Source organism: Streptomyces sp. NPDC001868 (assembly GCF_040297125.1).
Lineage (GTDB): Bacteria > Actinomycetota > Actinomycetes > Streptomycetales > Streptomycetaceae > Streptomyces.
Genome location: NZ_JBEOYO010000007.1, coordinates 89377 through 112823 on the forward strand (window position 1 = coordinate 89377; position 23447 = coordinate 112823).

A 23447-nucleotide genomic window follows, 5' to 3' on the forward strand; every position below is an offset into this window, starting at 1 on the left:
GTCTCGAAGGAGATCCCGGCCCGTCCTCAACGGCAAACGGTCCAACCCCGGTGAGCCGCACAGGGCCTGGACGGCGGCCACCGGGCGCCTGCCGAAGCCCAGCTTGATCGAACAGATCCTATATTGGATTAAATCCAAGTCAAGCCAAACTCCAAAGTCACACCTGTTCGGGATCTGTTCCCGTCGACTGTTACGCTGACCGGTATGAGTGACCTTCTGGAGCGGCTGCGCGGACGCGGATGGCGTATGACCGCGCAGCGGCGCGTCGTGGCCGAGGTCCTCGACGGCGAACACGTCCATCTGACGGCCGACGAGGTACACGCGCGCGCTGTCGCCAAACTGCCCGAGATCTCCCGGGCGACCGTCTACAACACCCTGGGTGAGCTGGTCTCCCTCGGCGAGGTGCTCGAGGTCGCCACGGACAGGCGCGCCAAGCGGTACGACCCCAACGCGCACCGCCCGCACCACCACCTGGTCTGCGCCCGCTGCGGCACGATCCGGGACGTGCACCCCACCGGCAACCCCCTCGCCGACCTCCCCGCCTCCGAGCGCTTCGGCTTCGCCGTCTCGGCCGTGGAGGTCACCTACCGAGGCGTCTGCCCGACCTGCACGACGGCATAGCCCCACCGACACACGACGAAGCCCCCGGCGCCAGAACCGCCGGGGGCTGTCTCATTCATCTCGTGACACACCCAGGGCCCGGAACCTGATCGGTTCCGGGCCCTGGGTCTTCAGTAGCGGGGACAGGATTTGAACCTGCGACCTCTGGGTTATGAGCCCAGCGAGCTACCGAGCTGCTCCACCCCGCGTCGACAAACTGAACACTACGTCAGCCCCGTCGACCAGCGCAAATCCATTAAGAGAGCCGCCCACGCCGCCCCTCCCAACCGCGGGCAATCGTGCCGCTGGGCGGTACGGGTGGGCGCAGGCGGCACCCGGCAAGCGCCGGTGAGCGAAACCCCGCCCCGGGCCCAGCCCCAGCACCGGGCACCCTCGCACCTCCGGGCCCCTCGCACCGGCGCAGCACAGCCCCGGCCGCCCGAACCCCTACGCCGACAGTTCGTCCCGCAACGCGTCCCGCAACCGCGCCGCCCGCTCCGCGACCTCCACCGGCCCGAGGGCGACGGCCCGGTCGGCCCACCGCTTCCCCTCCACCAGCTCCCCCCGACGCGCGTAGACGAGGGCAAGCCGCAACGCCGCCCGCCCGTGCCCCGCGTCGGCGGCCCGGGCCCACCACACCGCGGCCTCCGGCTCGCTCCCCTCGCGAGCCAGCAGCAGCCCCAGATTGAAGGCCCCGTTCCGCGACCCGGACTCCGCGGCGACCCGGTACCACCGAGCCGCCTCGACGACATCGCCCCGCCCCGCCGCCAGCATCCCGACCCGCACCTGCGCCCGCCGATGCCCTTGCGACGCGGCCCTCTCGTACCACTCCTCGCACTCGTTCTTCTCCCGCACCGGCTCCCCCAGCTCATGCGCGGGCGCGGGCGGCCGGCGCGCGTCGAGCACGGCGGCCAGCCGGTACGCCGCCTCCGCGCTGCCCCCGCCGGCGGCACACCGCAGATGCCGCTCGGCGGCCCGCTCGTCGCCGTCCCGCAACCGCGCGATGGCGACCTGGAGCGCCGCCTCGGTGTGCCCGGCGGCAGCGGCCCGCTCGTACCAGACGAGCGCCTTGACGTCGTCGCCCCGCCCGGCGAAGAGGATGCCCAGGTTGAAGGCGGCGTCCACGCTGCCGGCCTCCGCGGCCTTGGAGAACCACGGCTCGGCCCCGGACGCGTCCCCGACCTGGAGCAACAGGATGGCCAGCGCGTTCGCCGCCTCCCGGTGCCCGGCGTACGCGGCGCGCCGGTACCACTGCTCGGCCTGCGCGGTCCGCCCCTGCTCGGCGCAGAGCAGCCCGAGGTTGTACGCCCCGTTGACGTCCCCGGCGTCCATCGCGGCGCGGTACCACCGCTCGGCGGTCTGTGTCTCGCCGCGCTCGGCGTGCAGCGCGCCCAGGGCGTTCGCCGCGTTGCCGTCGCCGTCCTGGGCGGCCCGCAGCCACCACACGGCCGCGCTCTCTGTGTCGCCCGCGTCCCGCAGCAGGAACCCGAGCGCGCACGCGGCGCGCGGCTCGCCGTCCTTGGCTGAGGTCAGGTACCAGCGCCCGGCCTCCTTGAGCTCCCCGCGCCGCTCCAGGATCGCCCCGAGGTGCAGCGCGGCCCGCCGGTGCCCGCGCGCGGCGGCCTGGCGGTACCACTGCTCGGCCTCCGCGGCGGCGGCCCCGACACCGTTGTCGGCACCGGGCTCCCCCGCGCGCACGGCGGCGGCACGGCCTTCTCGTACGACGGGACGGCCCTCGCGGGCGGCCTCACGGCTCGCGCTCCCGATCTCGAACGCCGCGCGCGCGATTCTGCGCCCCTCGCGCACGGCCGCGCGCTCCTCCTGCTCGGCGATGTGGTCGAGCGCCCGCGCGAGCCGGTACGCGGCCTCGCGGTGGCCACGCTCGGCGGCGACCCGCATCCATCGCTCGGCGGTGCCGTCGCTGCGGTGCTCCAGCAGGTCGGCGAGGGCGTACGCGCCCAGTGCGTGCCCCTGCTCGGCGGACTGGCGCAGCCAGTACTCGGCGGCCGGTTCGTCGCCGCGCTCACGGTGGTGCCGTCCGAGCGCGTGCGCGGCCGCTGCGGAGCCGGCGACGGCCGCGATCCGCCACCAGTTGGCGGCCTCGTCGGCGTATCCGCGCTGATGCAGCAGGACACCCAGGTTGTTGGCGGCCGCGCGGTCCCCGGCGGCGGTGGCGCCCCGCAGATAGGGCTCGGCTCCGTCGAGGTCGCCGCGGCGCAGCAGCATCGCTCCGAGGACGCTCATCGCCTCGGCGTCGCCGGCTTCGGCGGCGAGCCGCTGACGTGCCTCCTCTACGGCGTCACCCGTCTCGTCCTCGTCCGCCGCCTGCACGGAATCGGCCGACGAAGCGGACTCGGCGGGCAGCACGGAGTCGGCGGCAGGCAGCGCAAAGTCGGCAGGCTGCGCAAACCGCCCTGTCTCCAACAGAGTTGCCTTGTCCCCCATAACGTCCATCGTCGCACCACCTGCAACCTGGGTACACCTGGTATACCGCAGCCATTGAGGTCACTACAGCGTTTTGTCGACATGCCCACAGAGCGACAAGTCAAACACAGATTTCGCCACCGCCCCAGGCAACACGTCGAAGGCCCGGATCCTTTAGAGGATCCGGGCCTTCAACTTCAGTAGCGGGGACAGGATTTGAACCTGCGACCTCTGGGTTATGAGCCCAGCGAGCTACCGAGCTGCTCCACCCCGCGCCGTTGTGTTGCAACCGTACCACGGCGCGGGGTGGAGCCTTGAATCAGCCGCTTCCGGAGCCTCCGTCGCCGCTCTGGTCGCTGTTCTCACTGCCGCTGCCGCCGGTGGCGTCGGCCTTGGACTGCGCGTCCTCGGCCCGCTTCAGCGCGTCCTCCAGGTCCTGTTGGGCCCGGCCGTACGCCTCCCAGTCGCCGTCCTTGAGCGCCTGCTGGCCCTCGTCGAACGCCTTCTGGGCTTCCTCCAGGGCCTGTTGGACCGTCGGATCGCCGGACGCCGGTGGCTCTTCGGTGCCCTCGTCGGGATCCTCCACCGGTGGCTCGGTGGGCGAACCCTCGGTTTCGAACACCTTGTTGAGGGCCTGGTCGAGGGTGTCCTCGAAGGCCGTGTTGCCGCCGTAGGTGACCAGAACCTTGCGCAGCAGCGGGTACTTGAGACCGCCGCCTCGCACATAGACGGGCTCCACGTACAGCAGTCCGCCGTCGAGCGGGACCGTCAGGAGGTTGCCGTACTCGACCTGTGAGTCACCTCTCTTGAGGAGGCTGATGGTCTCGGCGATGTCCTGTTCGGAGTTGAACTGGCTCTGGACCTGTTTCGGTCCGTCGATCGGTTCGCTGGTCGGCAGTTTCAGGACTCTGATCTTGCCGTAGTCCTTGGTGCCCGCCTCGGCGTTGACCGACACGAAGGCACTGAGGTTGTCCCGGCCGTTCGGCGTGAGCGTCGTGGTCAGCGAGAACGCCTGTGCCGTCTGGCCCGGCAGCTTCATGCTGAGGTAGTACGGCGGCACCGCGTTGCCCGAGGTGTTGGTCGGGTCGTCCGGGACCTGCCACACCTCGCTGCCGCTGAGGAACGTCTCGGCGTCCTTCACGTGGTAGCGCGTCAGCAGCTCACGCTGGACCTTGAACAGGTCCTGCGGGTACCGCAGATGGGCCAGCAGCGAGTCGGAGATGTCCGCCTTCGGCTCCACCGTGCCCGGGAACGCCTTCATCCAGGTCTTCAGGACCGGGTCCTGGGTGTCCCACTGGAAGAGCTTGACCTCGCCGGTGTACGCGTCGACGGTCGCCTTCACCGAGTTGCGGATGTAGTTGACCTGGTTCTGCTGGGCCACCACCGCGCGCTGGCTGTTGTCCGCCGTCAGCGAGTCGGCCGTCGTGTCGCCCAGGGTGGTGCGGGAGGCGTACGGGTAGCCGTTGGTGGTGGTGTACGCGTCGACGATCCACTGGATCTTCCCGTCGACGACGGCCGGGTAGGCGTCGCCGTCGATGGTCAGCCAGGGGGCGACCGCCTCGACGCGCTCCTTGGGTGTGCGGTTGTACAGGATCCGCGAACCCTCGCCGATGGCACCGGAGTAGAGGATCTGCGGCTCGTTGAACGCCACCGCGTACGCGGCCCGGTTGACCGGGTTGGAGAGGTTGACCCCGCTCTTGCCCTTGTAGCTGGTGGTCTTCTCACCGCTGTCGTCGGAGTAGTCGATCTCGTCCTGGGGACCGCCGACGATCGAGTACTGGGTGGTCTTCTCGCCGTAGTAGACCCGCTGCTGGTACTTGCCCAGGTCTCCCTTGGACGGCAGGTCGGACTCGGTGAACACCGGACGGCCGCCGGAGGTGGCCTCGGTGCCCTTGGCGGCGACCACGCCGTACCCGTGGGTGTAACGGAAGTGGTCGTTGATCCAGTTGTTCTTCGGGATGCCGGCCAGGTTCAGCTCGCGCAGACCGATGACCGTGTCCTGCTCCGCGCCGTCCTCGCCGCTGTACCGGTCGACGTCCAGGTTCGTGGGGAACGCGTAGTAGTTCCTCATCTGCTGGAGCTGCTGGAACGTCGGCGAGACGATGTTCGGGTCGAGCATGCGGATGCTGGCCGTGGTGTCGGCGTCGGCACGGAGCTTGGCCTTGTCCGTGGTGTCGCTCACCCCGGAGTACTCCTCGACCTCGGTCCCGTCGATGCCGTAGGCCTGCCGGGTCGCCGAGAGGTTCTTCTCGACGTACGGCGCTTCCTTGGCCTGCTCGTTCGGCTGGACCTGGAACTTCTGGACGATCGCCGGGTACAGCCCGCCGATGAGGATCGCGGAGAGCACCATCAGGCCGAAGCCGATGACCGGCAGCTGCCAGGTACGCCGCCAGATGGTGGCGAAGAACAGCAGCGCGCAGATGGCGGCGATGCAGAAGAGGATGGTCTTGGCCGGCAGGTACGCGTTCGCGTCGACGTACCTGAGGCCCGTCCAGTTGCCCGTCGCCTTGAAGTCGCTGGACTTCACCGCGAGCCCGTACCGGTCGAGCCAGTACGCGACCGCCTTCAGGGTGACGAAGATGCCGAGGAGCACCGACAGGTGCCCGGTGGCCGCCGCCGTGGCACGCGCGCCCGGGGAGGTGACCCTGAGGCCGCCGTACAGGTAGTGCGTGAGCGCGGCGGCGATCACCGAGAGCACGGCGGCGGCGAAGCCGAAGCCGAGCAGGAAGCGGTACCAGGGCAGGTCGAAGGCGTAGAAGGAGACGTCCAGACCGAACTGGGGGTCCTTCTGGCCGAACGAGACTCCGTTGACCCACATCAGCCAGGTCCGCCACTGCCCGGAGGCGGAGGCGCCGGCGATGAGGCCCACCAGGGAGGTGATCCCGAGGAGCAGCCACTTCTTGTAGGGCGCGATGCCCATGCGGTACCGGTCGAGGCTCTGCTGCTCCATCGACATGGCGCTCAGCGGTGGCCGCAGCCGGTGCGCCAGCCAGATGTTGAAGCCGACCGAGGCCGACATCAGCAGACCGAAGACGAAGAAGAGCCCGATCTTCGTCCAGAGCGTGGTGGTGAAGACGGACGAATACTTCACCGACCGGTACCAGAGCCAGTCCGTCCAGAACCCCGCGAACATGACGAACGCCATGCCGAGGACGGCAAGGACGCCCAGCGTCATGAGCAGTGTCCGGACACGTCGGGACGGTCGGCCCACTCTGATCCGCGGCCCCGTCGGGCCTCCGCCGCGGTCCGGCATCTGGAAAGCCAAGGTGCGCACCTCGAAGTTCGCTGTCGAAACGTCAGGCCCGCGTCTACGGACCCTCCAGCGGGCCCGTGATCGCAGGGGCCCTCACCTATGCAACTTACTCACGCTTTACTCGGTTCCCGCTTCCGGGAACGAACGAGGCAGGATTGTGACCATGTCCAACACTCCCATGGCAGCGAACCCCCTCACCCGGGCCGTCCTCGAGATCGACGAGTACGCCTCGGGCCTCGGCTGGGACCAGCCCGCTCGCCTCTTCGCCCTCGTGGATACCGCGCGTCTGCGGTCCCAGGAACCCGCCCTCGCGGCACAGCTCGGTCTGCAGGACGAGTCCGAGACCGTCGGTCTCACCCCGATCGAGCAGGACGAGATCCCCGCGGGGAAGGCGCTGGACGAGTTCCTCGGCACCATCGCCTGGCCCGACGCGGTGGTCGGCTGCGCGCTGACGGTGGAGCGTCTGATGCTGCCGCCGTCCGCCGAGGCCTCCGTCCCGGAGGGCCTCGACGGGGCCCGCCTCACCAAGTGGGTCGCCTCCCACCCCGACCGCCAGGAGGTCCGTATGACGGTCGCCGTCCTCCGTGACGGCTCCCGTGACTCGGCCCTGCGCCTGCGCGAGAAGGACACCCCGACCGAGGTCCTCACCGGCCCCGAACTGGTACCGGGCCTGGCGGAGGCCCTGTCCGCGACCTTCGTGGACTGATTCCCCGTCCGTACGGCGGTGGGGGCGCCCCCGGTCTTCGGGAGCGCCCCCACTCGCGCGTGTACGCAGTTCGCGGCTGTGCGTGCCGTGTCGCCGCGGCCGTCCCCGTCAGCCCTTGGTGGTGCACTTCGGCAGGTCGGCGGTGTCGCCGGAGCGGATGTCCTTCAGGGCGCCCAGGGCGTCGTCGATGGTGTCCACCTTGACGAGCGTGAGCCCGTCGGGGGTGTCCTTGGCGGCCGCGGCGCAGTTGTCCTTGGGTGTCAGGAAGTACTCGGCGCCCTTGTCGCGCGCGCCGACCGTCTTCATCTCGATGCCGCCGATGGGGCCGACCTTGCCCTCGTCGTCGATCGTGCCGGTGCCGGCCACGAACTTGCCGCCCGTCAGATTGCCCGGTGTGAGCTTGTCGTAGATGCCGAGGGAGAACATCAGCCCGGCGCTCGGGCCGCCGACGTCGGCGAGCTTGATGTCGATGGTGAACGGGAAGGTGTGGTCGGTCCCGGCGGAGATGCCGACGATCGCCCGCTCCTTGCCGGTGTCGTCGGACCTGCCCGTGGTGATCGTGACCTTCTCGGTCTCGGTCGCCGTCCTGTTCGCCTTCTCGGCGGCGGCCTGCGCCTTGGCGGGCACGATGACGAAGTCGACGTCCTCGCCCGGCTTGTGCTTGGTGACCAGCTTGGCCACGTCCTCGGGCGCCTTGACCGCCGTACCGTCGACGGACTTGATCACGTCACCGGCGTGCAGCTTGCCCTCGGCCGGGGAGTCCTTGAGGACGGTGGAGACGATCACCCAGGACTTCACCGGGACGTCCAGTTCCTTCAGGGCCGCGACCTTGGCGCTCTCCTGGGACTGGCTGAACTCCTCGGCGTTCTCCTGGGTCGACTGCTCCTCGGTCTTGCCGTCCGGGTACAGCGTGTCGTGCGGCACGACCTTGTTGTCGTGCGCAAGCCAGCCGTACACGGCCTCGACCAGGTTCATCCGGTAGTCGGCGCTGGTGACACGGACCGTGGTCATGTTGAGGTGGCCGGTCGTCGCGTACGTCTTGCGCCCGGAGATCTGCAGCACCGGCTCGCCGTCGTGCTCCCCGAGCGTGTTCACCGTCGGCCCCGGTGACATCTCCGAATAGGGCACGGGAATGATCACACCCGCGCACAGGAGCGCGATCAGCATCAGGGTGGAGGCGAGCATCGTCGCGGTGCGGCGTGGCATGGAACGACAGTACGGGACAGGCCTGTCGGCGCACTGTCGGGGCCGTCCGTCCGGGGTCGTCCGTCCCGGGCTGGACGGCGCGAGGCGAAGGGGCGCTAGCCGCCGGAGTGGGACCGCTCCATGGCCTCGCGGAAGCGGGAGTAGCCGGCGAGTTCGCTGCCGTCCTCGATGCTCTTGCGGTTCCGGCTGGCCCAGCCGCCCCACAGTCCGGCACCGATCGCGGCCCCAAGCGGAATCAGCAACCAGGCGAGCGCCGCCATGCCGGCCTCCCAACCCCTATCAAGCAACCACAACTGACTGATCAGCAGATTATCCGTCCGCTCCGTCAACGCTCGCGCCGGGGGGCGGGTTACGCAACCGGAACGCACGGGGACGCATTCCGGTCACGGCCTCAGCAGGCGCCCACCCACTCCTCCGTGCCGTCGGAGAACTTCTGGTGCTTCCAGATGGGCACTTCGTGCTTCAGATCGTCGATCAGCCTGCGGCACGCCTCGAAGGCCTCGCCCCGGTGCGGACATGACACGGCGACGACCACCGCCAGGTCACCGACCTTCAGGTTCCCCACCCGGTGCACGGCCGCGAGCGCCCGCACGGGGTAGTCGGCGACCACCTTCTCCGCGATCCGCCGCATCTCGGCCTCGGCCGTCGGGTGGCACGAATAGCCGAGCTCGTCGACATCGGCTCCCCCGTCGTGGTTCCGCACGGTCCCCACGAACAGCGCGGTCCCCCCGGCCGCGTCGTCCCCGACCGCCCGGAACACCTCGTCCAGGGAGAGCGCCGTCTCCCGGATCCCGATCAACTTGACGGGCTCCTGAGCCCCCCGCTCACCAGGATGATCATCATTCACAGCCATACCCCCATCGTGCCTCATCCGCCGAGAACCCAGCCCGTCCGGCGCCTGAGGACGAGGTCGAGAACAAGGTCGAGGCCGAAGGACGATGGGGGTCCGGGGGCGAAGCCCCCAGGGATGGGACGGGTAAGGGCGGCGGGGGCGAAAGAACCTACGCGCGCCCCCGATCCACTCCTCAGCGCCGCCCCCGGGCCTTCCGAACCTGCCGCACCAACGCGGCCGTGCCCAGCAGCGCGACCGTCGCACCCGCGGCACCCGCCGCCGTCGCGTCCTTGCGGCCCAGCCGCCGCCCGACCACGGTGTGCCGCCCGGCGACCTCCTCTAGCAGCTCCGCGAGCACTTCCTCGTTCGTCCACAACGGCCGCCACCCCGCGTCGTGCAACCGGCTCCCGCTCACGACCCACGGATACATCGTGTAGGCCAGATCCCCGGCCGGCGACGGCGTCAGGCCGATCCGGTGGAGCCGGGCCGCGGCGCCGAGAGCCACCGCGGACGGCAGCTCCATGCGCCGGATCCCGCTGAGCTCCTCGACCTCCTCCTGCTCCAGCCACCCCTCGCACCCGACGGCCAGCTCCCCGTCGACCTTCTCCAGCACGGCGTACTCCAGCGCACCGCACAGATCCTCGACGTGACAGAACTGCCACGCGGGCCGTGACCCGGCCACCACCAGCAGCCGAGGCGACTCGAAGTACCTGGTCAGCGCCGTGTCCGTGCCCCCGATGAGGGTCGCCGGGCGGACGACGGTGACATTGAGGCCCGGATGGGCGCGCGGCGCCCGGCGCGCGAGCCGCTCGATCTCCAGCAGGTCGCCGACCCCGGTGGCCTCGGCGGTCGCCCGCAGCTCGGCGTCCTCCGAGAGCGGCAGCTCGTTGTCGGGCAGCGCCCCGTAGACCATCGCCGAGGTGCACAGCACGACCCGGTGCACCCCGGCCGCTGCGGCGGCCGTCAGCACGGTCTGTGTGCCGCGCACGTTGTACGCGCTGCGGGCCGCCGGGTCCGTGCCCAGGTCGAGGTCGACCGCGAGGTGCACCACGACGTCGGCCCCGCGCAGTTTCTCGGCGATCGCCGGGTCCCGTACGTCCAGGATGTGCCACTGGGCGGCCGCGCACTCGCCGCGCCGCTCGTCGATGGCGATGACCTGCCGGATCTCGTCGGACTCGGCGAGCCGCTCGGTGAGCAGCGCTCCTACGCCGGACGCGGCACCGGTGACCGCGACGACGGGCCCGCGCACGGCGGGACTGGTTGAGTGGTTTCGCGCTGCGCGAACCTGCGGATCTGGGGAACTCACCGGGCGTCTCCAGCGGTTGTCTTCAGTACGAACGCGGGTGACGCGTGCGTACCAGGTGGCATCCATCCTGCCGCAGGCCTTCGGTCGGCGGAGCACCGAGGCCTTAACCCGCCGTGGTGTCTACGCTGGGTGGTGTTCGGGCAGCCGTGCCGTCGGAGAAAACCGATGGCCCTATCAGCCGAGGAATCCCGTGAGTGACACCCCATTCGGATTCGGCCTTCCGCCGGAGGAGCCGGACGACGGCGACGAGGGCAAGAAGAAGGACCAGGAGAGCGGTGGTGGTCAGGGACCGGCCAACCCGTTCGGCTTCGGGTTCCCCGGAGCCGGCGGCCCCGGCGCCGACAATCCGTTCGCCGCGATGTTCGGTTCCATGAACCCCACCGACCTGGGAGCCGCCTTCCAGCAGCTGGGCCAGATGCTCTCGTACGAGGGCGGCCCGGTGAACTGGGACATGGCCAAGCAGATCGCCCGCCAGACGGTCGCCCAGGGGACCGCCGACGGCACGAAGGACGCGAGTGTCGGCCCCGCCGAGCGCACCGCCGTCGAGGAGGCCGTCCGCCTGGCCGACCTGTGGCTCGACGACGCGACGTCCCTGCCGTCCGGCGCGGGCTCCGCCGTGGCGTGGAGCCGCGCGGAGTGGGTGGAGGCCACCCTGCCCGCCTGGAAGGAGCTCGTCGACCCGGTCGCCGAGCGCGTCGGCGGCGCCATGGGCGACATCCTGCCGGAGGAGATGCAGGCCATGGCCGGCCCGCTGATCGGCATGATGAAGTCGATGGGCGGCGCCATGTTCGGCCAGCAGATCGGGCAGGCCGTGGGCGTGCTCGCGGGCGAGGTCGTCGGCTCCACCGACGTCGGCCTGCCGCTCGGCCCGGCCGGCAAGGCCGCGCTGCTGCCGATCAACGTGGACGCGTTCGGCAAGGACCTGGGCGTCGGCAAGGACGAGGTCCGGCTCTACCTGGCCCTGCGCGAGGCCGCCCACCAGCGTCTCTTCGCCCACGTGCCCTGGCTGCGCTCGCACCTGTTCGGCGCGGTCGAGGGCTACGCGCGCGGGATCAAGGTCGACACGGCCAAGCTGGAGGACGTGGTCGGCCAGTTCGACCCGCAGAACCCCGAGGAGCTGCAGCAGGCACTCCAGCAGGGCATGTTCCAGCCGGAGGACACCCCGGCGCAGAAGGCCGCCCTGGCCCGTCTGGAGACGGCCCTGGCGCTGGTGGAGGGCTGGGTGGACGCGGTGGTGCACGCCGCCGCGAAGCCGCGTCTGTCGTCCGCCGACGCCCTGCGCGAGACCCTGCGCCGCCGCCGCGCCACGGGCGGCCCGGCCGAGCAGACCTTCGCGACGCTGATCGGCCTGGAGCTGCGGCCCCGCCGTCTGCGGGACGCCTCCCGTCTGTGGGCCTCCCTCACGGACGCGCGCGGTGTCGACGGCCGCGACGCCCTGTGGGCGCACCCCGACATGCTGCCCACCGCCTCCGACCTGGACGACCCGGACGGCTTCGTCCACCGCGAGCAGCTGGACTTCTCCGAGCTGGACAAGATGCTCGGCGAGGCCGCGGGCGGCACCACCGAGAAGCCGGACCTCAGGAAGAAGGACGACGAGAAGAAGGACGACGACACCGAGTGAGCCTGCACGACGACGCGGTCCTCGTACTGAAGAGCTACGAGGACCAGGCCGAGCTGCGCCAGGCGTATCTCGACCACCTGGCGGCCCACCCGGACGGCATGTGGAAGGCGTGCGGCGCCGGGCACATCACGGCGAGCGGTCTGGTGATCGACCCCGAGCGCGGCCGGGTGCTGCTCACTCTGCACAAGAAGCTGCGCATGTGGCTGCAGATGGGCGGTCACTGCGAGCCCGAGGACACCACGCTCGCGGACTCCGCGCTCCGCGAGGCCACGGAGGAGTCCGGCATCACGGGCCTGACGCTCCTGCCGGGCGGCCCGGTCCGCCTCGACCGTCATCACACGCCGTGCGCCTGGCACCTGGACGTCCAGTACGCGGCCCTCGCCCCGGCCGGCGCCGAGGAGGCGATCAGCGACGAGTCCCTCGACCTGCGCTGGTTCGCGTACGACGAGGTGGCGACGGTCGCCGACGACTCGGTCGTACGCCTGCTGGAGGCCACGCGAGCGCGGCTCTGACCTCGCTCCTGACCTTCTGACCTCGTTCTTTCGCGTGGTGTCGGCGGTCTGAGGGTGTGCTGCCGACGCGCCGTGGGAAGGCCCCCGCCGGGGGGACGGACGCGGTAAGGGGCGCCCGCAATGGCGGACGCCCCTTACCCATGTGCCCACATGTACCGCTGATCAGTTGCGGCTGCCCCCGAGGGAGTTCCCGCTCAGTCCGCCGCCGCCCATGCCGAACTGTCCGAGTACCCCGGACGTACGCAGGTGCTGGGGCGGCAGCAGCTCGCTCGGCTGCACCAGGACGTGCCCGGTGCCCCCGAAGTGCATCTCCCAGCCCTCTCCGGTGGAGCCCCTGCGGCGCCACACGGCGGAGGTCGAGGTCGGCGCCTGCAGCTGCGTACGCAGTGAGGTGGACCAGGCGATGACGGCGTCCGAGTCGACGCAGACGTTCTTCTCGGGCGTCACTTCGAGAGCGAGAGGCGGGCCCGAGGTCATCAGGACGACCTTGCCGCCGCCGGACAGCTCCAGGTTGTACGCCCCGGCCGAGGCCACCTCGACGGCGCTGTCCACGGCGACGATGCCGACGTTCAGGGAGCCGTCGAAGGCGAGGACGGCGGAGGAGTCGACGGTGATGCCGCGGCCGACCTCCATGATGTGCAGGTACTGCGCGAAGTTGGCGAGATACACGATCCCGTTGCCCTTGCAGCGCATGAGTTCGAGCCGCTCACCGGTCATCCGCTCGGCGTTGCGCCAGCTCCGGTTGCGGTACTGGCTGTCGAACTCGACCTGTCCCTCGAAGGCGACCATGGCGCCCTGGCGGGCCAGGACCGGGCTGCTGCCGAGCGTGACATCGGTCTTGAGCAGCTGCGGATTCTGCAGTGTGTAGCGCTCGGTGTGGTTCACCGGGATGTGCGCGAAGAGTGTGCTGTGCATGGTGCGGTGTTCTCCTCTCGGCCCCGGTCAGCCACGGATCTTGAAACGGTCGCCGGTGTCCTCGCTGGGCTGGACGACCACGAAGCCCCGCCCCTTGAACCCGATCTGGAAGGCCTCCCCGCTGCCCCGGCCGATGAGCGCGCTCGCCTTGATGGTGCGGCGGGCCTTCATGTCGAGGCCGTCGGTCCAGGCGATCAGCGCGTCCGGGTCGACGTACGTCTCCCGCTCGGCGCAGTCGAGCGAGATCGGCACACCCCGGCTGACCAGGGCGACCCATCCGGTGCCACGGATCACGAGGTTGGTGAGGCCCGAGCCGGAGAGCTTGGCGAGGCCCTTGACCGGCTCGATGGTGAGCTGGAGGGAGGCGTCGCAGGCCAGCAGGGTGGGGCCGTTGACGGACAGTGCCTCGTTGTTCAGGTGGAGGATGAGGACGTCACCGCCGTAGTCGGCGAGGTACAGCTCCCCGTCGCCCCGGCAGAGCATCAGCTTGCCGCCCTCGCCGGTGACCATCTCCTCCGCGCTGCGGCGCAGCGTGGCGGGCGGGCCGTCGAACTGGACGTAGCCGTCGTACGCGATCATCGAGCCGGCCTTGGCCAGGAGGTCCTGGCCGGTGACCATGGCGACCTTGAGCGTCTTGGAGCTGTGCACGCTCATGCGGACGCCGGTCGAGGTCGAGCGGTGAGCGTTGAGTGTCTGGAGGTCCATGCTCTGCCTCACACCTCGAAGGGCTGGACGACGACGAAGTTGCCGGGGGCACCGCGGAACTGGAGGTTGATGGCCTCCTGGGTCTGCCGGGCGTACCCGGAACGGCGCAGCCTGAGCGAGGTCGTGGTGACGGCCTGCGCGCCGGCGGACCAGGCGATGACGGCGTTGCCGTCGACGTAGGTGGCCGGGCCGACGGGGAGCACCACGGGAATGCCGCGGGTCTTGACGACGACCGCTCCCGTGCCGGAGAAGAGCATGCTGAACAGGCCACCGCCCGGCAGGCCCGCGCCCTCGATACGGCGGATTTCGGTGTCGAGCGCCTCGTCGAAGGCGAGGACTCCGCGCGCGCTGGTGTAGAGCTGCTCGTTCTCCAGGCGGATGACGAAGAGGTGGCTTCCCTCGTCCGCGAGGAACACCTCACCGTCGCCGGAACAGCGCATCAGGGCCATGCCCTGTCCGGTCAGCTGCCCCGTCAACTTGCCGAGCAGGCCGGAACCCTTGTGGGCGAAGTCGATGTCGCCCTGGTAGGCGACCATGCTGCCCTGCTTGGCGAGGATGTTGGCGCCCTTGGTGAGCGTCGTCCGCACCAGCTGCGGGTTCTGCTCGGTCCAGCGGTCGCCGACGGGTGCTTCGGAGTACTTGGTCAGGACGACCCGCAGACCCGCCTCCGGCGGCACGGGCGCGAGCTGCGTACCACCGCCGAACGGCTGCGCCTGCCCCGGGAAGGCGCCGGGGGCACCGGGGGGCGTGAAGGGGCCGCCCTGCGGAGCCGCGCCAGGAGGGGTGAAGGGCCCGCCCTGCGGCGGAGCGCCGGGTGGCGTGAAAGGACCACCCTGCGGCGGAGCGCCGGGCGGGGTGAAAGGGCCGCCCTGCGGCGCGGGCGCCGACGGGGGCGGAACGGTGCCGCCGGGCGGTGTGTTCAGGGGCGCGGCGATGGTCGGCGCGGCGTGCACCGAGGGTGAGTGCGCCGGGGGCGCGAACGGCTGCGCGGGCGCCGGGGCCGGTGGCGGCACCGGGGCGGCGGGGGCGCCGAACGCGGGCGGGGCGAAGCCGGGGGCGGCGGCCTGCGGCTGCTGCGGTACGGCGGCGGGCTCCTCCTCGGCGACCTCGCCACCGAAGTTCTTCAGCAGCGCGTCGAGGCCGCCGTCGAAGCCCTGTCCGACGGCCGCGAACCGCCATACGTCCTTCAGGTAGAAGTCGCCCAGCATCACGGCGCGCTCGGTGGAGAACTCCGAGCCGTCGAACGGGTACCGGGCCACCTCCTCGCCGCCCGCGACGATACGGACGTAGCCGGGGGCGATCTGCGACATCTGCCCGTTGCCGTCGATCGTCGCCGTGAACGACAGCTTCTGGATCTGGGACGGGATCTTGTCGAGGGTGACGCGGAAGGACTCCGTGTCACCTGACTGGGCGCCCAGGAGCTGGATCGACTCCTCGGGGGTCTTCGGCTGGTTGAAGAAGACGAAGTAGCGGTCGTCCGAGAGCCGTTCGTCGGCGTCCAGACCGAAGCAGCTGATGTCGAAGCTCAGCCCGGGGGCGGAGATCTGTACACCTACGTACAGATCCGTACCCGCGGTGAGGTCACTGATCTTGGCCTTGTGGCCGCGTTGGAATTCCCTGGCCATGCGTAACGACCGTCCCCCATCCCGAAAGTGCGTGCGCCTGCGAGTGCGTCGCGTCAGGCTAACCGCAAAGTCCTGGGGCGTACGAGGCTGGTACAGAGCCGGTACAAAAGCGCGACTTCGGTCACCGGTCCCACAAACGCCCACACGCGACGCGGTGGCGTCAGTCGTCCCGCTCGGTCGGCGGATGCGGCAGCCGGTCGGCGGCTACCACCCCTTCGAGGTAGCCCCGCGCACGCTCGGTACGCGGATAGGCCTCCAACAGCTGCCAGAACCGGGGCCCATGACCTGGTACGAGCAGGTGTGCGAGCTCGTGGAGGAGGACGTAGTCGACGACGTACTCGGGCATGCCCTGCAGCCGGTGCGAAAGGCGGATGCTGCCCTCGGCGGGGGTGCACGAGCCCCAGCGGGTGTTCTGGTTGGTGACCCAGCGGACGGAGGTGGGCCGGGCGCGACCGCCGAAGTACTGGTCCGAGAGGCGGGCTGCGCGCTCCGCCAGTTCGGCGTCGCCGAGGCGCCGTTTGCTTTCCTGCGCGGCCAGCTTGTCGAGCATGACCGTCACCCAGCGCTGCTCTTCCGCCTCGGACATCCGAGCGGGGATGAGCACGACGGTGCGATCGCCCTCGCGGTACGCGGAGACCGTTCTGCGCCGTCGCGCGCTCCTGCGGACCTCGATCGCGCTCGCCCGTGAGCCGCTTGGCGGCTGGCTCGTCGTGCTGCGCTGTGGCTTTCCGGCGCGGTGCAGTGGGTCGGCGGGCACGCCCCGACGTTACCCGCTGCACACGGGGGAAGTCCCGCCTCCGGGACGGTTCGATATCGATCCGCACTCCGAGCGCCTGATTTGTACGACGAATGCCGTCGCCTGTGGACAACTCTCGACAGGCTTCGTCGCGCTCCGTGCATGCTGGCACTCGTCGGCGGACCAGACACTCGCACCGTCGGCACATGGGGACCTATCTCTGGCTACGGGGGCCGATCATGCATCCGATGGTGAAGCCCGCGCTCCGGCGCGGCTGGCGGGATCTCAACACCGTGCAGTTCGGTCTGGCACCGGCGCACGCCATGGTGCTGGGTCCGATGGACACGGCGACAGGCAGTTTCCTCGCCCTGCTCGACGGCACACGCGGGCTGCCGCTCCTGCGTGACGAGGGGCGCCGCATGGGCCTGCCGGACGGTCACGTGGACGGCCTCGTGGACCGCCTGTCCCGATCCGGCCTGCTGGACGACGCGACGGGCGGCGGCCCGGCGGCGGACCACCTGCGCGCCAAACCCGAGGTCCTGGACCGGCTGCGCCCCGACGCCGCCGCGCTCTCCCTGATCTCGCCCGAGCCGGGCGACGCCCTGAGGTGTCTGGCCGCCCGCCGGTCGCTGAGAGTGCAGGTACGGGGTGCGGGGCGGGTAGGGGCGGTGCTCGCCTCGCTGCTCGCGGGGGCCGGAGTCGGCGAGGTCGACGTACGCGATGTCGGCCGGGTCGAGCCGGGGGACGTGGCGCCCGGTGGTCTGCCGGCCGAGTCGATCGGCGAGCGCAGGGACATGGCGGCACGCCGAGCCGCTCGTCACGCGGCCCCCGATCGCCCGCCCCGACGCCGCCGCGGCGGACCCCGACCGCCTGCGGACCCGTCAGAGGAGATGCCGATGAACCGTCTTCGCGAGGAGCCCGGCTTCTCGCTGGTGATCCTCGCCCCACGCGACGGTGTCGACGTCCACGCCCCCAAGCCCGCCGCCGCCGAGCCGCTGATCGCCTCGGGCACACCACATCTCTATGCCGGCGTGGTGGAGGGGACAGGTGTGGTCGGCCCCCTGGTCCTGCCCGGTGAAACGGGCTGCGCGGGCTGCCTCGACCAGAGCCGTGCCGACCGCGACGAGACCTGGCCACGGCTGGTCGCACAGTGGCGCTCCGGTCGCCCGCACCCGCTCGACGCCTGCGATCTGACCCTGGCCACGACCGTCGCCGGACTGGCCGCGGGACACGCGCTCGCGTTCCTCGACGGACAGCTGCCGTCCAGCGCGGGCGCCCGCTGGGAGGTGTCGGCACCGGGGTTCGACTGGCACCCGCGCCCGGTGTGGGCCCACCCGGCATGTTCCTGCACAGCCGCTGAAAAAGGTGCCGCTGGGAAAGGTAACGGGGAACACACCGCAAAGGACGGGGAGGCGCACGAGACAATGGCGGGGCATCAGCGGTCAACGAGGTTGTCCCGCAAGGCACACGCGGCACGGCCTGCTGGGACTTGGAGGGCGCATGTCTGATCTTCCCCGGAAGGCGGTCACCCGGACCGCCAAGCTCGCCGCGCTTCCGCTCGGCATCGCAGGCCGGGCCACCTGGGGACTTGGCAAGCGGATCGTCGGCGAGTCGGCGGAGCTCGTGGGCCGAGAACTCCAGCAGCGCACGGCGGAGCAGTTGTTCAAGGTCCTGGGCGAGCTGAAGGGCGGCGCGATGAAGTTCGGGCAGGCCCTGTCCGTCTTCGAGTCGGCGCTCCCCGAGGAGGTCGCGGGTCCTTACCGCGCGGCCCTGACGAAGCTCCAGGACGCGGCGCCCCCGATGCCGACCCGCACGGTGCACGCCGTCCTGGAGGAACGCATCGGAAAGGACTGGCAGGAACTGTTCCTGGAGTTCGACGAGAAGCCGGCCGCCGCGGCGTCGATCGGGCAGGTGCACCGCGCGGTGTGGCACGACGGCCGTGTGGTCGCCGTCAAGGTGCAGTACCCGGGCGCGGGCGAGGCTCTCCTCTCCGACCTCGGCCAACTCAGCAGGTTCGCCCGTCTGCTGGGCCCGCTGATCCCCGGAATGGACATCAAGCCACTCATCGCGGAGTTGCGGGACCGTGTCTCCGAAGAGCTCGACTACGGCCTGGAGGCCCAGGCCCAGCAGGCGCACGCGGAGGAGTTCGCGGGCGACCCCGATGTCGTGGTCCCGGCCGTGGTGCACCAGTGCGAGCAGGTGCTGGTGACCGAGTGGATGGAGGGCACCCCGCTCTCCGAGGTGATCACCGACGGCTCCCAGGAGCAGCGCGACCGGGCGGGCCAGTTGCTGACCCGCTTTCTCTTCTCGGGCCCGGCCCGCACCGGCCTCCTGCACGCCGACCCGCATCCGGGCAACTTCCGCCTTCTGCCGGACGAGAAGCGCGGCTGGCGCCTCGGCGTCCTCGACTTCGGCACGGTGGACCGACTGCCGGGCGGCCTGCCGGCCCCGATCGGTGAGGCCCTGCGGCTGACGATCGAGGGCGAGGCCGAGGCCGTCTACGAGATGCTCTGCGCGGAAGGCTTCGTGAAGGAGTCGATAGACCTGGACCCGGACGCGGTCCTGGACTATCTGCACCCCATCATCGAACCGATCCGGGCCGACGAATTCGCCTTCGCCCGCGGCTGGATGCGCAGCCAGGCCGCCCGCATCGCCGACCCCCGCTCCCCCGCCCACCAACTGGGCAAGCAGCTGAACCTGCCCCCGTCCTACCTCCTCATCCACCGGGTGACCCTCAGCACCATCGGTGTTCTGTGCCAACTCGGCGCGACGGTCCGCATGCGCGACGAACTGGAGGAGTGGCTGCCGGGCTTCCTGCCCGAAGAGGAGGAGGGGGAGACGGCCGCGGAGGCGTAGCCGGTTCGGTGGTGGCGAGTTCACCACCAGGCCGAGTCCAGCCTGCCCTCGATCGCTCGCAGGTTCTCCCTGGCGCAGGTGCCGCAGAAGTAGTGCCGTGCGCCGTTCTCCACGGAGCAGATCCACAGAGGCTGCGGGGCCTCGGCGGTGGTGCCGCAGCGGGCGCACATGAGGGTCTGGGGTTCCGCGGCGGGGCCGCCGTTGTCACTGTCCCCGGAAAGACTCGTCACTCGGCGACGATATCGCCGCGCCCGACGGATCCGTGGGCACAACGCACCGCGGGGGCCGGTCCCTTCGGACCGGCCCCCGCGGGGAGCCACTACTGGTGGTGACGTGCCTGTCCAGGCTGGTTCATGCCGGTTGCCGCGCTGCGGCTACTGCATGACCGCCATGGCGAGCGCACGGCGGGCGCGCATCGACGCGCGCTCGGCCCGGCGCTGCATCCGGCGGGCAGCCGCCAGGCGCATGGCCCGGCGTTCCTGCTCGGCCTGGTGCAGGCGCTCGTGCATATGCGCACGAGCCAGGGCTTCTGGCATGAGATGCATCTCTCGGGTCCTGTTCTGACGCGAGTCGTTCGCGCCGGTGGTGGTGAAGTCTGGAGTCGCGGAGCCGACGGGCTCACTCGTGGACGGCTTCATCGGGGCCTGCTTCTTGGGATCGTGCGTGAGGGGGCGGTCGATCGTTCCGGTGATGTTCATGCCGTGACCGGGTTCTTGCGCGGGCGGCCACGAGGCCGCTTGCGGGCCACGACGACACCCTGGACGAAGAGCTCGCCACCCCAGACGCCCCAGGGCTCACGCCGCTCCTTGGCGCCGGCGAGGCAGGCCTCCATCAGCGGGCAGGTGCGGCAGAGGGACTTGGCGTACTCGACATCGGCCGGCGACTCGGCGAAGAAGACCTCCGGGTCGTAGGAGCGGCAGGGGACGGGTACGCCGAGGTTCTCGATGGCGTCGTCGAGCGCGGTGAGCGCGGTGAGCGGGGTCAAGGTGGAGTCCTCCGTGAGGCCGGGCGGGGAGATCGTTTCGGAAGGCGGTACGGACGGGGCGTGCGCTTCGAGTTGCACGGTTCGTCTTCCTCGTCTGGTCGTTCCGGCCTGTTGGCCGGTGGCGGCTGGTACCGGGTCTTTTCTTGTCCCGAGGCCCCTTCGCTCTGCAGCCCCCGGTCGGGGACAAACAGAAGGGCCGCGGATCCCGGGTGGGGTTCCGCGGCCCTGAAGGCGCCGGCCTGATCGACGATCAGGCTGGATCACTCCAGGGTTCAGGCCCACGGAAGGCCCACATCAGGTGGTGCTGCGTCGTCTGCTTCCGGAATCCGGCACCGGCCGCGGTGAAGGCATAGGCCTGGGCCTGTGCCGTTACTGCTGCTTCCAGTGCCTTGGTCGGTCGCTCATTGCGCTCACGGACGGGAAGACCCGCCAGAGACACGGAGGACGCCGGACGGCCGCCACTGAGGGCGGACAGACCGGTACCCGGGTTGGAGGCGCCGAGCAAGCACAGGGAGACGGCCGAGCGATCGGTCATTTTGACCGGGCTGATGAAGCTGGTGTTGATGCTGATCACTGGACTCGCCTCCTCTCGGCGTCTACGGGGACCGGTGCGAACCAATCCGACGGATATGAAGTACATCACGAAACCAGGCTCTTCGAGAAGACCGCTGCTCTCGTGCCTAAGAACCTATGGGGATTGCTGGGGCATGCGCAAACTATTTTTTCGACGAGTTCGTATCAGTCGTTCTCGTCCTCGTACTCAGGCTCCCGACCTGCGCAGATGTCGAGAACATCGGCTCCGTAACGCTGCAACTTGCGGGCGCGGACACCGGGGATGCGACCCAGTTCAACCGGAGTGCTCGGCCCCGCTTCCGCGATCGCCATCAGCGTCCGGTCGGTGAAGACACAGAAGTCCGGCTGGCCGCTGCGCTGCGCCTGGACCGCGCGCCACTCCCGCAGTCGCTCGTAGAGGCCCTCGTCCATGTCGGAGGGGCAGTCCTCGCAGCGCATCAGTTTCATGTCACCGGCGTCCCGCAGGGTGCGCCCGCAGACACGGCAGCGGGCCGGGGTCCGGCTGGTGCGGCGTGGAGCGGCCTCGGTGCCGCCTGCCGCGAGGTCACCCGTCCGGCCGCCGGCCGAGCCCAGCTCGACGCCCCCTGGGCCGCCCGCGCCGGTCCGGCCGGCCGTCGCGGTGGATCCGGGGCGCAGACCGTTCAGGAAGCGGCTGGGGCGGCGGTTGGGGCGGCCGCCGGGCGAGCGGGACAGAGCCCAGGAGACCGAGAGCTGTTCGCGCGCGCGGGTGACGCCCACGTAGAGGAGTCGTCTCTCCTCCTCTATCTGGTCGTCCGTTCGCGCGTAGGTGATCGGCATCATGCCTTCGGCGACACCGACCAGGAAGACGACGTCCCACTCCAGCCCCTTCGCGGAGTGCAGTGAGGCGAGGGTGACGCCCTGGACGGTCGGGGCGTGCTGGGCGTTCGCCCGTTCGTCCAGTTCGGCCACCAGGTCGCCGAGTGTGGCGTCGGGCTTGGCGGCGGCGAAGTCCTGGGCCAGGTTGACCAGCGCCGCCAGTGACTCCCAGCGCTCCCTGACCGCGCCGGAGCCCGCCGGCGGTTCACTGGTCCACCCCTCACCGGACAGCACGGCCCTTACCAGTGAGGGAAGGTCGACGGCGTCCTCGAGGAGGGTGTCGTTGTTGCCGAAGCGGGCGGCGGCTCTCAGCGCGGCCCCCGCCTTGCGCACCTCGGGGCGGTCGAAGAACCGTTCCGCGCCGCGCAGTTGGTAGGGCACTCCGGTGTCCGCGAGGGCCTGTTCGTAGGTCTCGGACTGGGAATTCGTCCGGAACAGGATGGCGATCTCGCTGGCGGGGACGCCGGAGGCGATGAGGTCCCGGATGCGGCGGGCCGCGCCCTCGGCCTCGGCGGGCTCGTCCGTGTACTCGGTGTAGCGGGGCTCGGGGCCCGGTGGGCGCTGGGAGATCAGTTCGAGTCGGTGGTCGGCGGCTCGGCCGCGGGCCTGGGAGAGCAGGCCGTTGGCGAGGTGGACGACCTGGGGGGTGGAGCGGTAGTCACGGACGAGCTTGACGACGGTGGCCCCGGGGTGGCGGTGACGGAAGTCGAGCAGATGGTCGGGGGTTGCGCCGGTGAACGAATAGATCGTCTGGCTGGCGTCGCCCACGACGCACAGGTCGTCCCGGTCGCCGAGCCACAGCTCCAGGAGGCGCTGCTGGAGGGGGCTGACGTCCTGGTACTCGTCGACCACGAAGTGCTGGTACTGGGAGCGGACCTGTTCGGCGATGTCATGGCGGTCCTGGAGGATGCCGACCGTGAGCAGGAGGACGTCCTCGAAGTCGATGACGGCCCGCTCGCGCTTCAGGTCCTCGTACATCGCGTAGATCTGGGCGATCTCGGCCGGGTCGCGGGGCGCCTCTCGGCCGTGTTTGGCGATCACGGCGGCGTAGTCGGAGGGGACGGTCCGGGTGACCTTGGACCATTCGATCTCGGCGGCGGCGTCGCGGAGTTCGTTGCGATCGAGACGGATGCGGCAGGCGGCTGCCGCGTCCGCGACGATCTGAATCTTGCGGTCGACGATGCGTGGCATGCCGCCGCCGACGGCCTTCGGCCAGAAGTACTGGAGCTGGCGCAGCGCGGCCGAGTGGAAGGTCCGGGCCTGGACTCCGGCGGCGCCGAGCTGGCGGAGGCGGCCGCGCATCTCTCCGGCGGCGCGGGCGGTGAAGGTGACGGCCAGCACGCTGGCGGGCTGGAGGATCCCGGCACGCACGCCGTAGGCGATCCGGTGGGTGATCGCCCGGGTCTTGCCCGTGCCGGCGCCCGCCAGCACGCACACCGGACCGTGCAGGGCGGTCGCCACCGCGCGCTGCTCGGGGTCGAGCCCTTCGAGCACCGCGTCGGCCGAGTCGGGGACCCGCGGGAAGAGGGTGGAGTGCGTTGCTGCTGTCACATGGCCATGCTGCCAGGTCGCCGGAGACGGCTGAGCAAGTTGTCCACAGGCAGGCACTCGCAGTCGTACTAATGCGGCAGGCGCCCCTGCGTTCCGGTGCGGCGGAGGCACCGGCGGCGGTGGACACCACCCGCGTGGGGGAATGGCGGGCCTGTCGCGTACGTTCCACCCACTGCGACCACGCACCCCTCGGACCGTGAAGGA

General features: G+C 70.6%; 21 protein-coding genes and 2 tRNA genes. 6 read left to right on the forward strand and 17 right to left on the reverse strand.

From position 1 onward, the window contains the following. Nucleotides 1-204 precede the first annotated feature (204 nt). The gene (locus ABT147_RS11005) at nucleotides 205-621 is read left to right on the forward strand and encodes a Fur family transcriptional regulator (protein ID WP_351404252.1); all 417 of its coding nucleotides are present in this window, start codon (nucleotides 205-207) and stop codon (nucleotides 619-621) included. 114 nt (nucleotides 622-735) lie between these two features. On the opposite strand, the gene ABT147_RS11010 is transcribed toward ABT147_RS11005, so the two are convergent. The 4 genes from ABT147_RS11010 to ABT147_RS11025 form a co-directional block, all read right to left on the reverse strand. Continuing rightward, nucleotides 736-809 (reverse strand) — tRNA-Met (locus ABT147_RS11010). Nucleotides 810-1047: 238 nt separating this feature from the next. Beyond that, complete coding sequence (locus ABT147_RS11015; protein WP_351404254.1) at nucleotides 1048-3054, reverse strand: tetratricopeptide repeat protein; 2007 nt, start codon at nucleotides 3052-3054, stop codon at nucleotides 1048-1050. Between the two features lie 171 nt (nucleotides 3055-3225). Then, nucleotides 3226-3299, reverse strand: a tRNA-Met gene (locus ABT147_RS11020). Nucleotides 3300-3343: 44 nt separating this feature from the next. Next, complete coding sequence (locus ABT147_RS11025; RefSeq protein ID WP_351404614.1) at nucleotides 3344-6277, reverse strand: UPF0182 family membrane protein; 2934 nt, start codon at nucleotides 6275-6277, stop codon at nucleotides 3344-3346. 163 nt (nucleotides 6278-6440) lie between these two features. Here ABT147_RS11025 and ABT147_RS11030 point away from each other — a divergent pair, with 163 nt between their 5' ends. After that, nucleotides 6441-6983 (forward strand): PPA1309 family protein, encoded by a 543-nt coding sequence (locus tag ABT147_RS11030; protein WP_351404256.1) that lies wholly within the window; start codon nucleotides 6441-6443, stop codon nucleotides 6981-6983. Between the two features lie 108 nt (nucleotides 6984-7091). Here the strand turns inward: ABT147_RS11030 and ABT147_RS11035 are convergent, their stop codons facing one another. From ABT147_RS11035 to ABT147_RS11050, 4 genes are all read right to left on the reverse strand, one after another. Continuing rightward, nucleotides 7092-8189 (reverse strand): YlbL family protein, encoded by a 1098-nt coding sequence (locus ABT147_RS11035; protein ID WP_351404258.1) that lies wholly within the window; start codon nucleotides 8187-8189, stop codon nucleotides 7092-7094. 95 nt (nucleotides 8190-8284) lie between these two features. Beyond that, the gene (locus ABT147_RS11040; protein WP_351404259.1) at nucleotides 8285-8431 is read right to left on the reverse strand and encodes a hypothetical protein; all 147 of its coding nucleotides are present in this window, start codon (nucleotides 8429-8431) and stop codon (nucleotides 8285-8287) included. A gap of 149 nt (nucleotides 8432-8580) precedes the next feature. Then, the gene (locus ABT147_RS11045) at nucleotides 8581-9042 is read right to left on the reverse strand and encodes a molybdenum cofactor biosynthesis protein MoaE (RefSeq protein WP_351404261.1); all 462 of its coding nucleotides are present in this window, start codon (nucleotides 9040-9042) and stop codon (nucleotides 8581-8583) included. Between the two features lie 172 nt (nucleotides 9043-9214). Continuing rightward, nucleotides 9215-10327, reverse strand: coding sequence for an SDR family oxidoreductase (locus ABT147_RS11050; RefSeq protein WP_351404263.1), 1113 nt, complete (start codon nucleotides 10325-10327; stop codon nucleotides 9215-9217). A 190-nt stretch (nucleotides 10328-10517) separates the two neighbouring features. Here ABT147_RS11050 and ABT147_RS11055 point away from each other — a divergent pair, with 190 nt between their 5' ends. Both ABT147_RS11055 and ABT147_RS11060 read left to right on the forward strand, forming a co-directional pair. Further along, on the forward strand, nucleotides 10518-11948 hold the full coding sequence (locus ABT147_RS11055) for a zinc-dependent metalloprotease (protein ID WP_351404265.1): 1431 nt from the start codon (nucleotides 10518-10520) through the stop codon (nucleotides 11946-11948). Beyond that, the gene (locus ABT147_RS11060) at nucleotides 11945-12460 is read left to right on the forward strand and encodes an NUDIX hydrolase (protein ID WP_351404267.1); all 516 of its coding nucleotides are present in this window, start codon (nucleotides 11945-11947) and stop codon (nucleotides 12458-12460) included. The genes ABT147_RS11055 and ABT147_RS11060 overlap by 4 nt, the downstream gene beginning before the upstream one ends. Nucleotides 12461-12622: 162 nt before the next feature. Here ABT147_RS11060 and ABT147_RS11065 read toward each other — a convergent pair whose 3' ends face one another. The 4 genes from ABT147_RS11065 to ABT147_RS11080 form a co-directional block, all read right to left on the reverse strand. Continuing rightward, nucleotides 12623-13375 (reverse strand): AIM24 family protein, encoded by a 753-nt coding sequence (locus ABT147_RS11065; RefSeq protein WP_351404269.1) that lies wholly within the window; start codon nucleotides 13373-13375, stop codon nucleotides 12623-12625. A gap of 27 nt (nucleotides 13376-13402) precedes the next feature. Next, a complete protein-coding gene (locus ABT147_RS11070; protein ID WP_351404271.1) occupies nucleotides 13403-14080 on the reverse strand; it encodes an AIM24 family protein in 678 nt (225 codons plus the stop codon). Nucleotides 14081-14088: 8 nt separating this feature from the next. Continuing rightward, on the reverse strand, nucleotides 14089-15705 hold the full coding sequence (locus ABT147_RS11075; protein WP_351404273.1) for a TerD family protein: 1617 nt from the start codon (nucleotides 15703-15705) through the stop codon (nucleotides 14089-14091). Nucleotides 15706-15865: 160 nt separating this feature from the next. Beyond that, the gene (locus ABT147_RS11080; protein WP_351404275.1) at nucleotides 15866-16462 is read right to left on the reverse strand and encodes a M48 metallopeptidase family protein; all 597 of its coding nucleotides are present in this window, start codon (nucleotides 16460-16462) and stop codon (nucleotides 15866-15868) included. A gap of 218 nt (nucleotides 16463-16680) precedes the next feature. Between ABT147_RS11080 and ABT147_RS11085 the strand changes: the two genes are divergently transcribed. After that, a complete protein-coding gene (locus ABT147_RS11085; RefSeq protein ID WP_351404617.1) occupies nucleotides 16681-17949 on the forward strand; it encodes a ThiF family adenylyltransferase in 1269 nt (422 codons plus the stop codon). Then, a complete protein-coding gene (locus ABT147_RS11090; protein ID WP_351404277.1) occupies nucleotides 17942-19297 on the forward strand; it encodes an ABC1 kinase family protein in 1356 nt (451 codons plus the stop codon). Before ABT147_RS11085 ends, ABT147_RS11090 begins: the two co-directional genes overlap by 8 nt. A 20-nt stretch (nucleotides 19298-19317) precedes the next feature. On the opposite strand, the gene ABT147_RS11095 is transcribed toward ABT147_RS11090, so the two are convergent. The 5 genes from ABT147_RS11095 to ABT147_RS11115 all read right to left on the reverse strand — a co-directional run bounded on the left by ABT147_RS11095 (nucleotide 19318) and on the right by ABT147_RS11115 (nucleotide 23300). Continuing rightward, a complete protein-coding gene (locus tag ABT147_RS11095; protein WP_351404279.1) occupies nucleotides 19318-19527 on the reverse strand; it encodes a hypothetical protein in 210 nt (69 codons plus the stop codon). A gap of 144 nt (nucleotides 19528-19671) precedes the next feature. Further along, entirely contained in the window at nucleotides 19672-19995 is a 324-nt protein-coding gene (locus ABT147_RS11100) for a putative WhiB-interacting protein (protein ID WP_351404281.1), read from the reverse strand. Continuing rightward, nucleotides 19992-20360 carry a WhiB family transcriptional regulator gene (locus ABT147_RS11105; RefSeq protein WP_037695023.1) on the reverse strand — a complete coding sequence of 123 codons (369 nt, stop codon included), beginning with the start codon at nucleotides 20358-20360 and terminating at the stop codon, nucleotides 19992-19994. The genes ABT147_RS11100 and ABT147_RS11105 overlap by 4 nt, the downstream gene beginning before the upstream one ends. 172 nt (nucleotides 20361-20532) lie before the next feature. Next, nucleotides 20533-20856, reverse strand: a complete 324-nt coding sequence (locus ABT147_RS11110; protein WP_351404283.1) for a hypothetical protein — start codon at nucleotides 20854-20856, stop codon at nucleotides 20533-20535. Nucleotides 20857-21020: 164 nt separating this feature from the next. Next, entirely contained in the window at nucleotides 21021-23300 is a 2280-nt protein-coding gene (locus tag ABT147_RS11115) for an ATP-dependent DNA helicase UvrD2 (RefSeq protein ID WP_351404285.1), read from the reverse strand. Nucleotides 23301-23447 lie beyond the last annotated feature (147 nt).

Coding starts and splice junctions, on each gene's coding strand:
- ABT147_RS11005 (WP_351404252.1), top strand. CDS start 205: ATGAGTGACCTTCTGGAGCGGCTGCGCGGACGCGGATGGCGTATGACC.
- ABT147_RS11015 (WP_351404254.1), bottom strand. CDS start 3,054: ATGGACGTTATGGGGGACAAGGCAACTCTGTTGGAGACAGGGCGGTTT.
- ABT147_RS11025 (WP_351404614.1), bottom strand. CDS start 6,277: ATGCCGGACCGCGGCGGAGGCCCGACGGGGCCGCGGATCAGAGTGGGC.
- ABT147_RS11030 (WP_351404256.1), top strand. CDS start 6,441: ATGTCCAACACTCCCATGGCAGCGAACCCCCTCACCCGGGCCGTCCTC.
- ABT147_RS11035 (WP_351404258.1), bottom strand. CDS start 8,189: ATGCCACGCCGCACCGCGACGATGCTCGCCTCCACCCTGATGCTGATC.
- ABT147_RS11045 (WP_351404261.1), bottom strand. CDS start 9,042: ATGGCTGTGAATGATGATCATCCTGGTGAGCGGGGGGCTCAGGAGCCC.
- ABT147_RS11065 (WP_351404269.1), bottom strand. CDS start 13,375: ATGCACAGCACACTCTTCGCGCACATCCCGGTGAACCACACCGAGCGC.
- ABT147_RS11070 (WP_351404271.1), bottom strand. CDS start 14,080: ATGGACCTCCAGACACTCAACGCTCACCGCTCGACCTCGACCGGCGTC.
- ABT147_RS11075 (WP_351404273.1), bottom strand. CDS start 15,705: ATGGCCAGGGAATTCCAACGCGGCCACAAGGCCAAGATCAGTGACCTC.
- ABT147_RS11085 (WP_351404617.1), top strand. CDS start 16,681: ATGCATCCGATGGTGAAGCCCGCGCTCCGGCGCGGCTGGCGGGATCTC.
- ABT147_RS11090 (WP_351404277.1), top strand. CDS start 17,942: ATGTCTGATCTTCCCCGGAAGGCGGTCACCCGGACCGCCAAGCTCGCC.
- ABT147_RS11100 (WP_351404281.1), bottom strand. CDS start 19,995: ATGAACATCACCGGAACGATCGACCGCCCCCTCACGCACGATCCCAAG.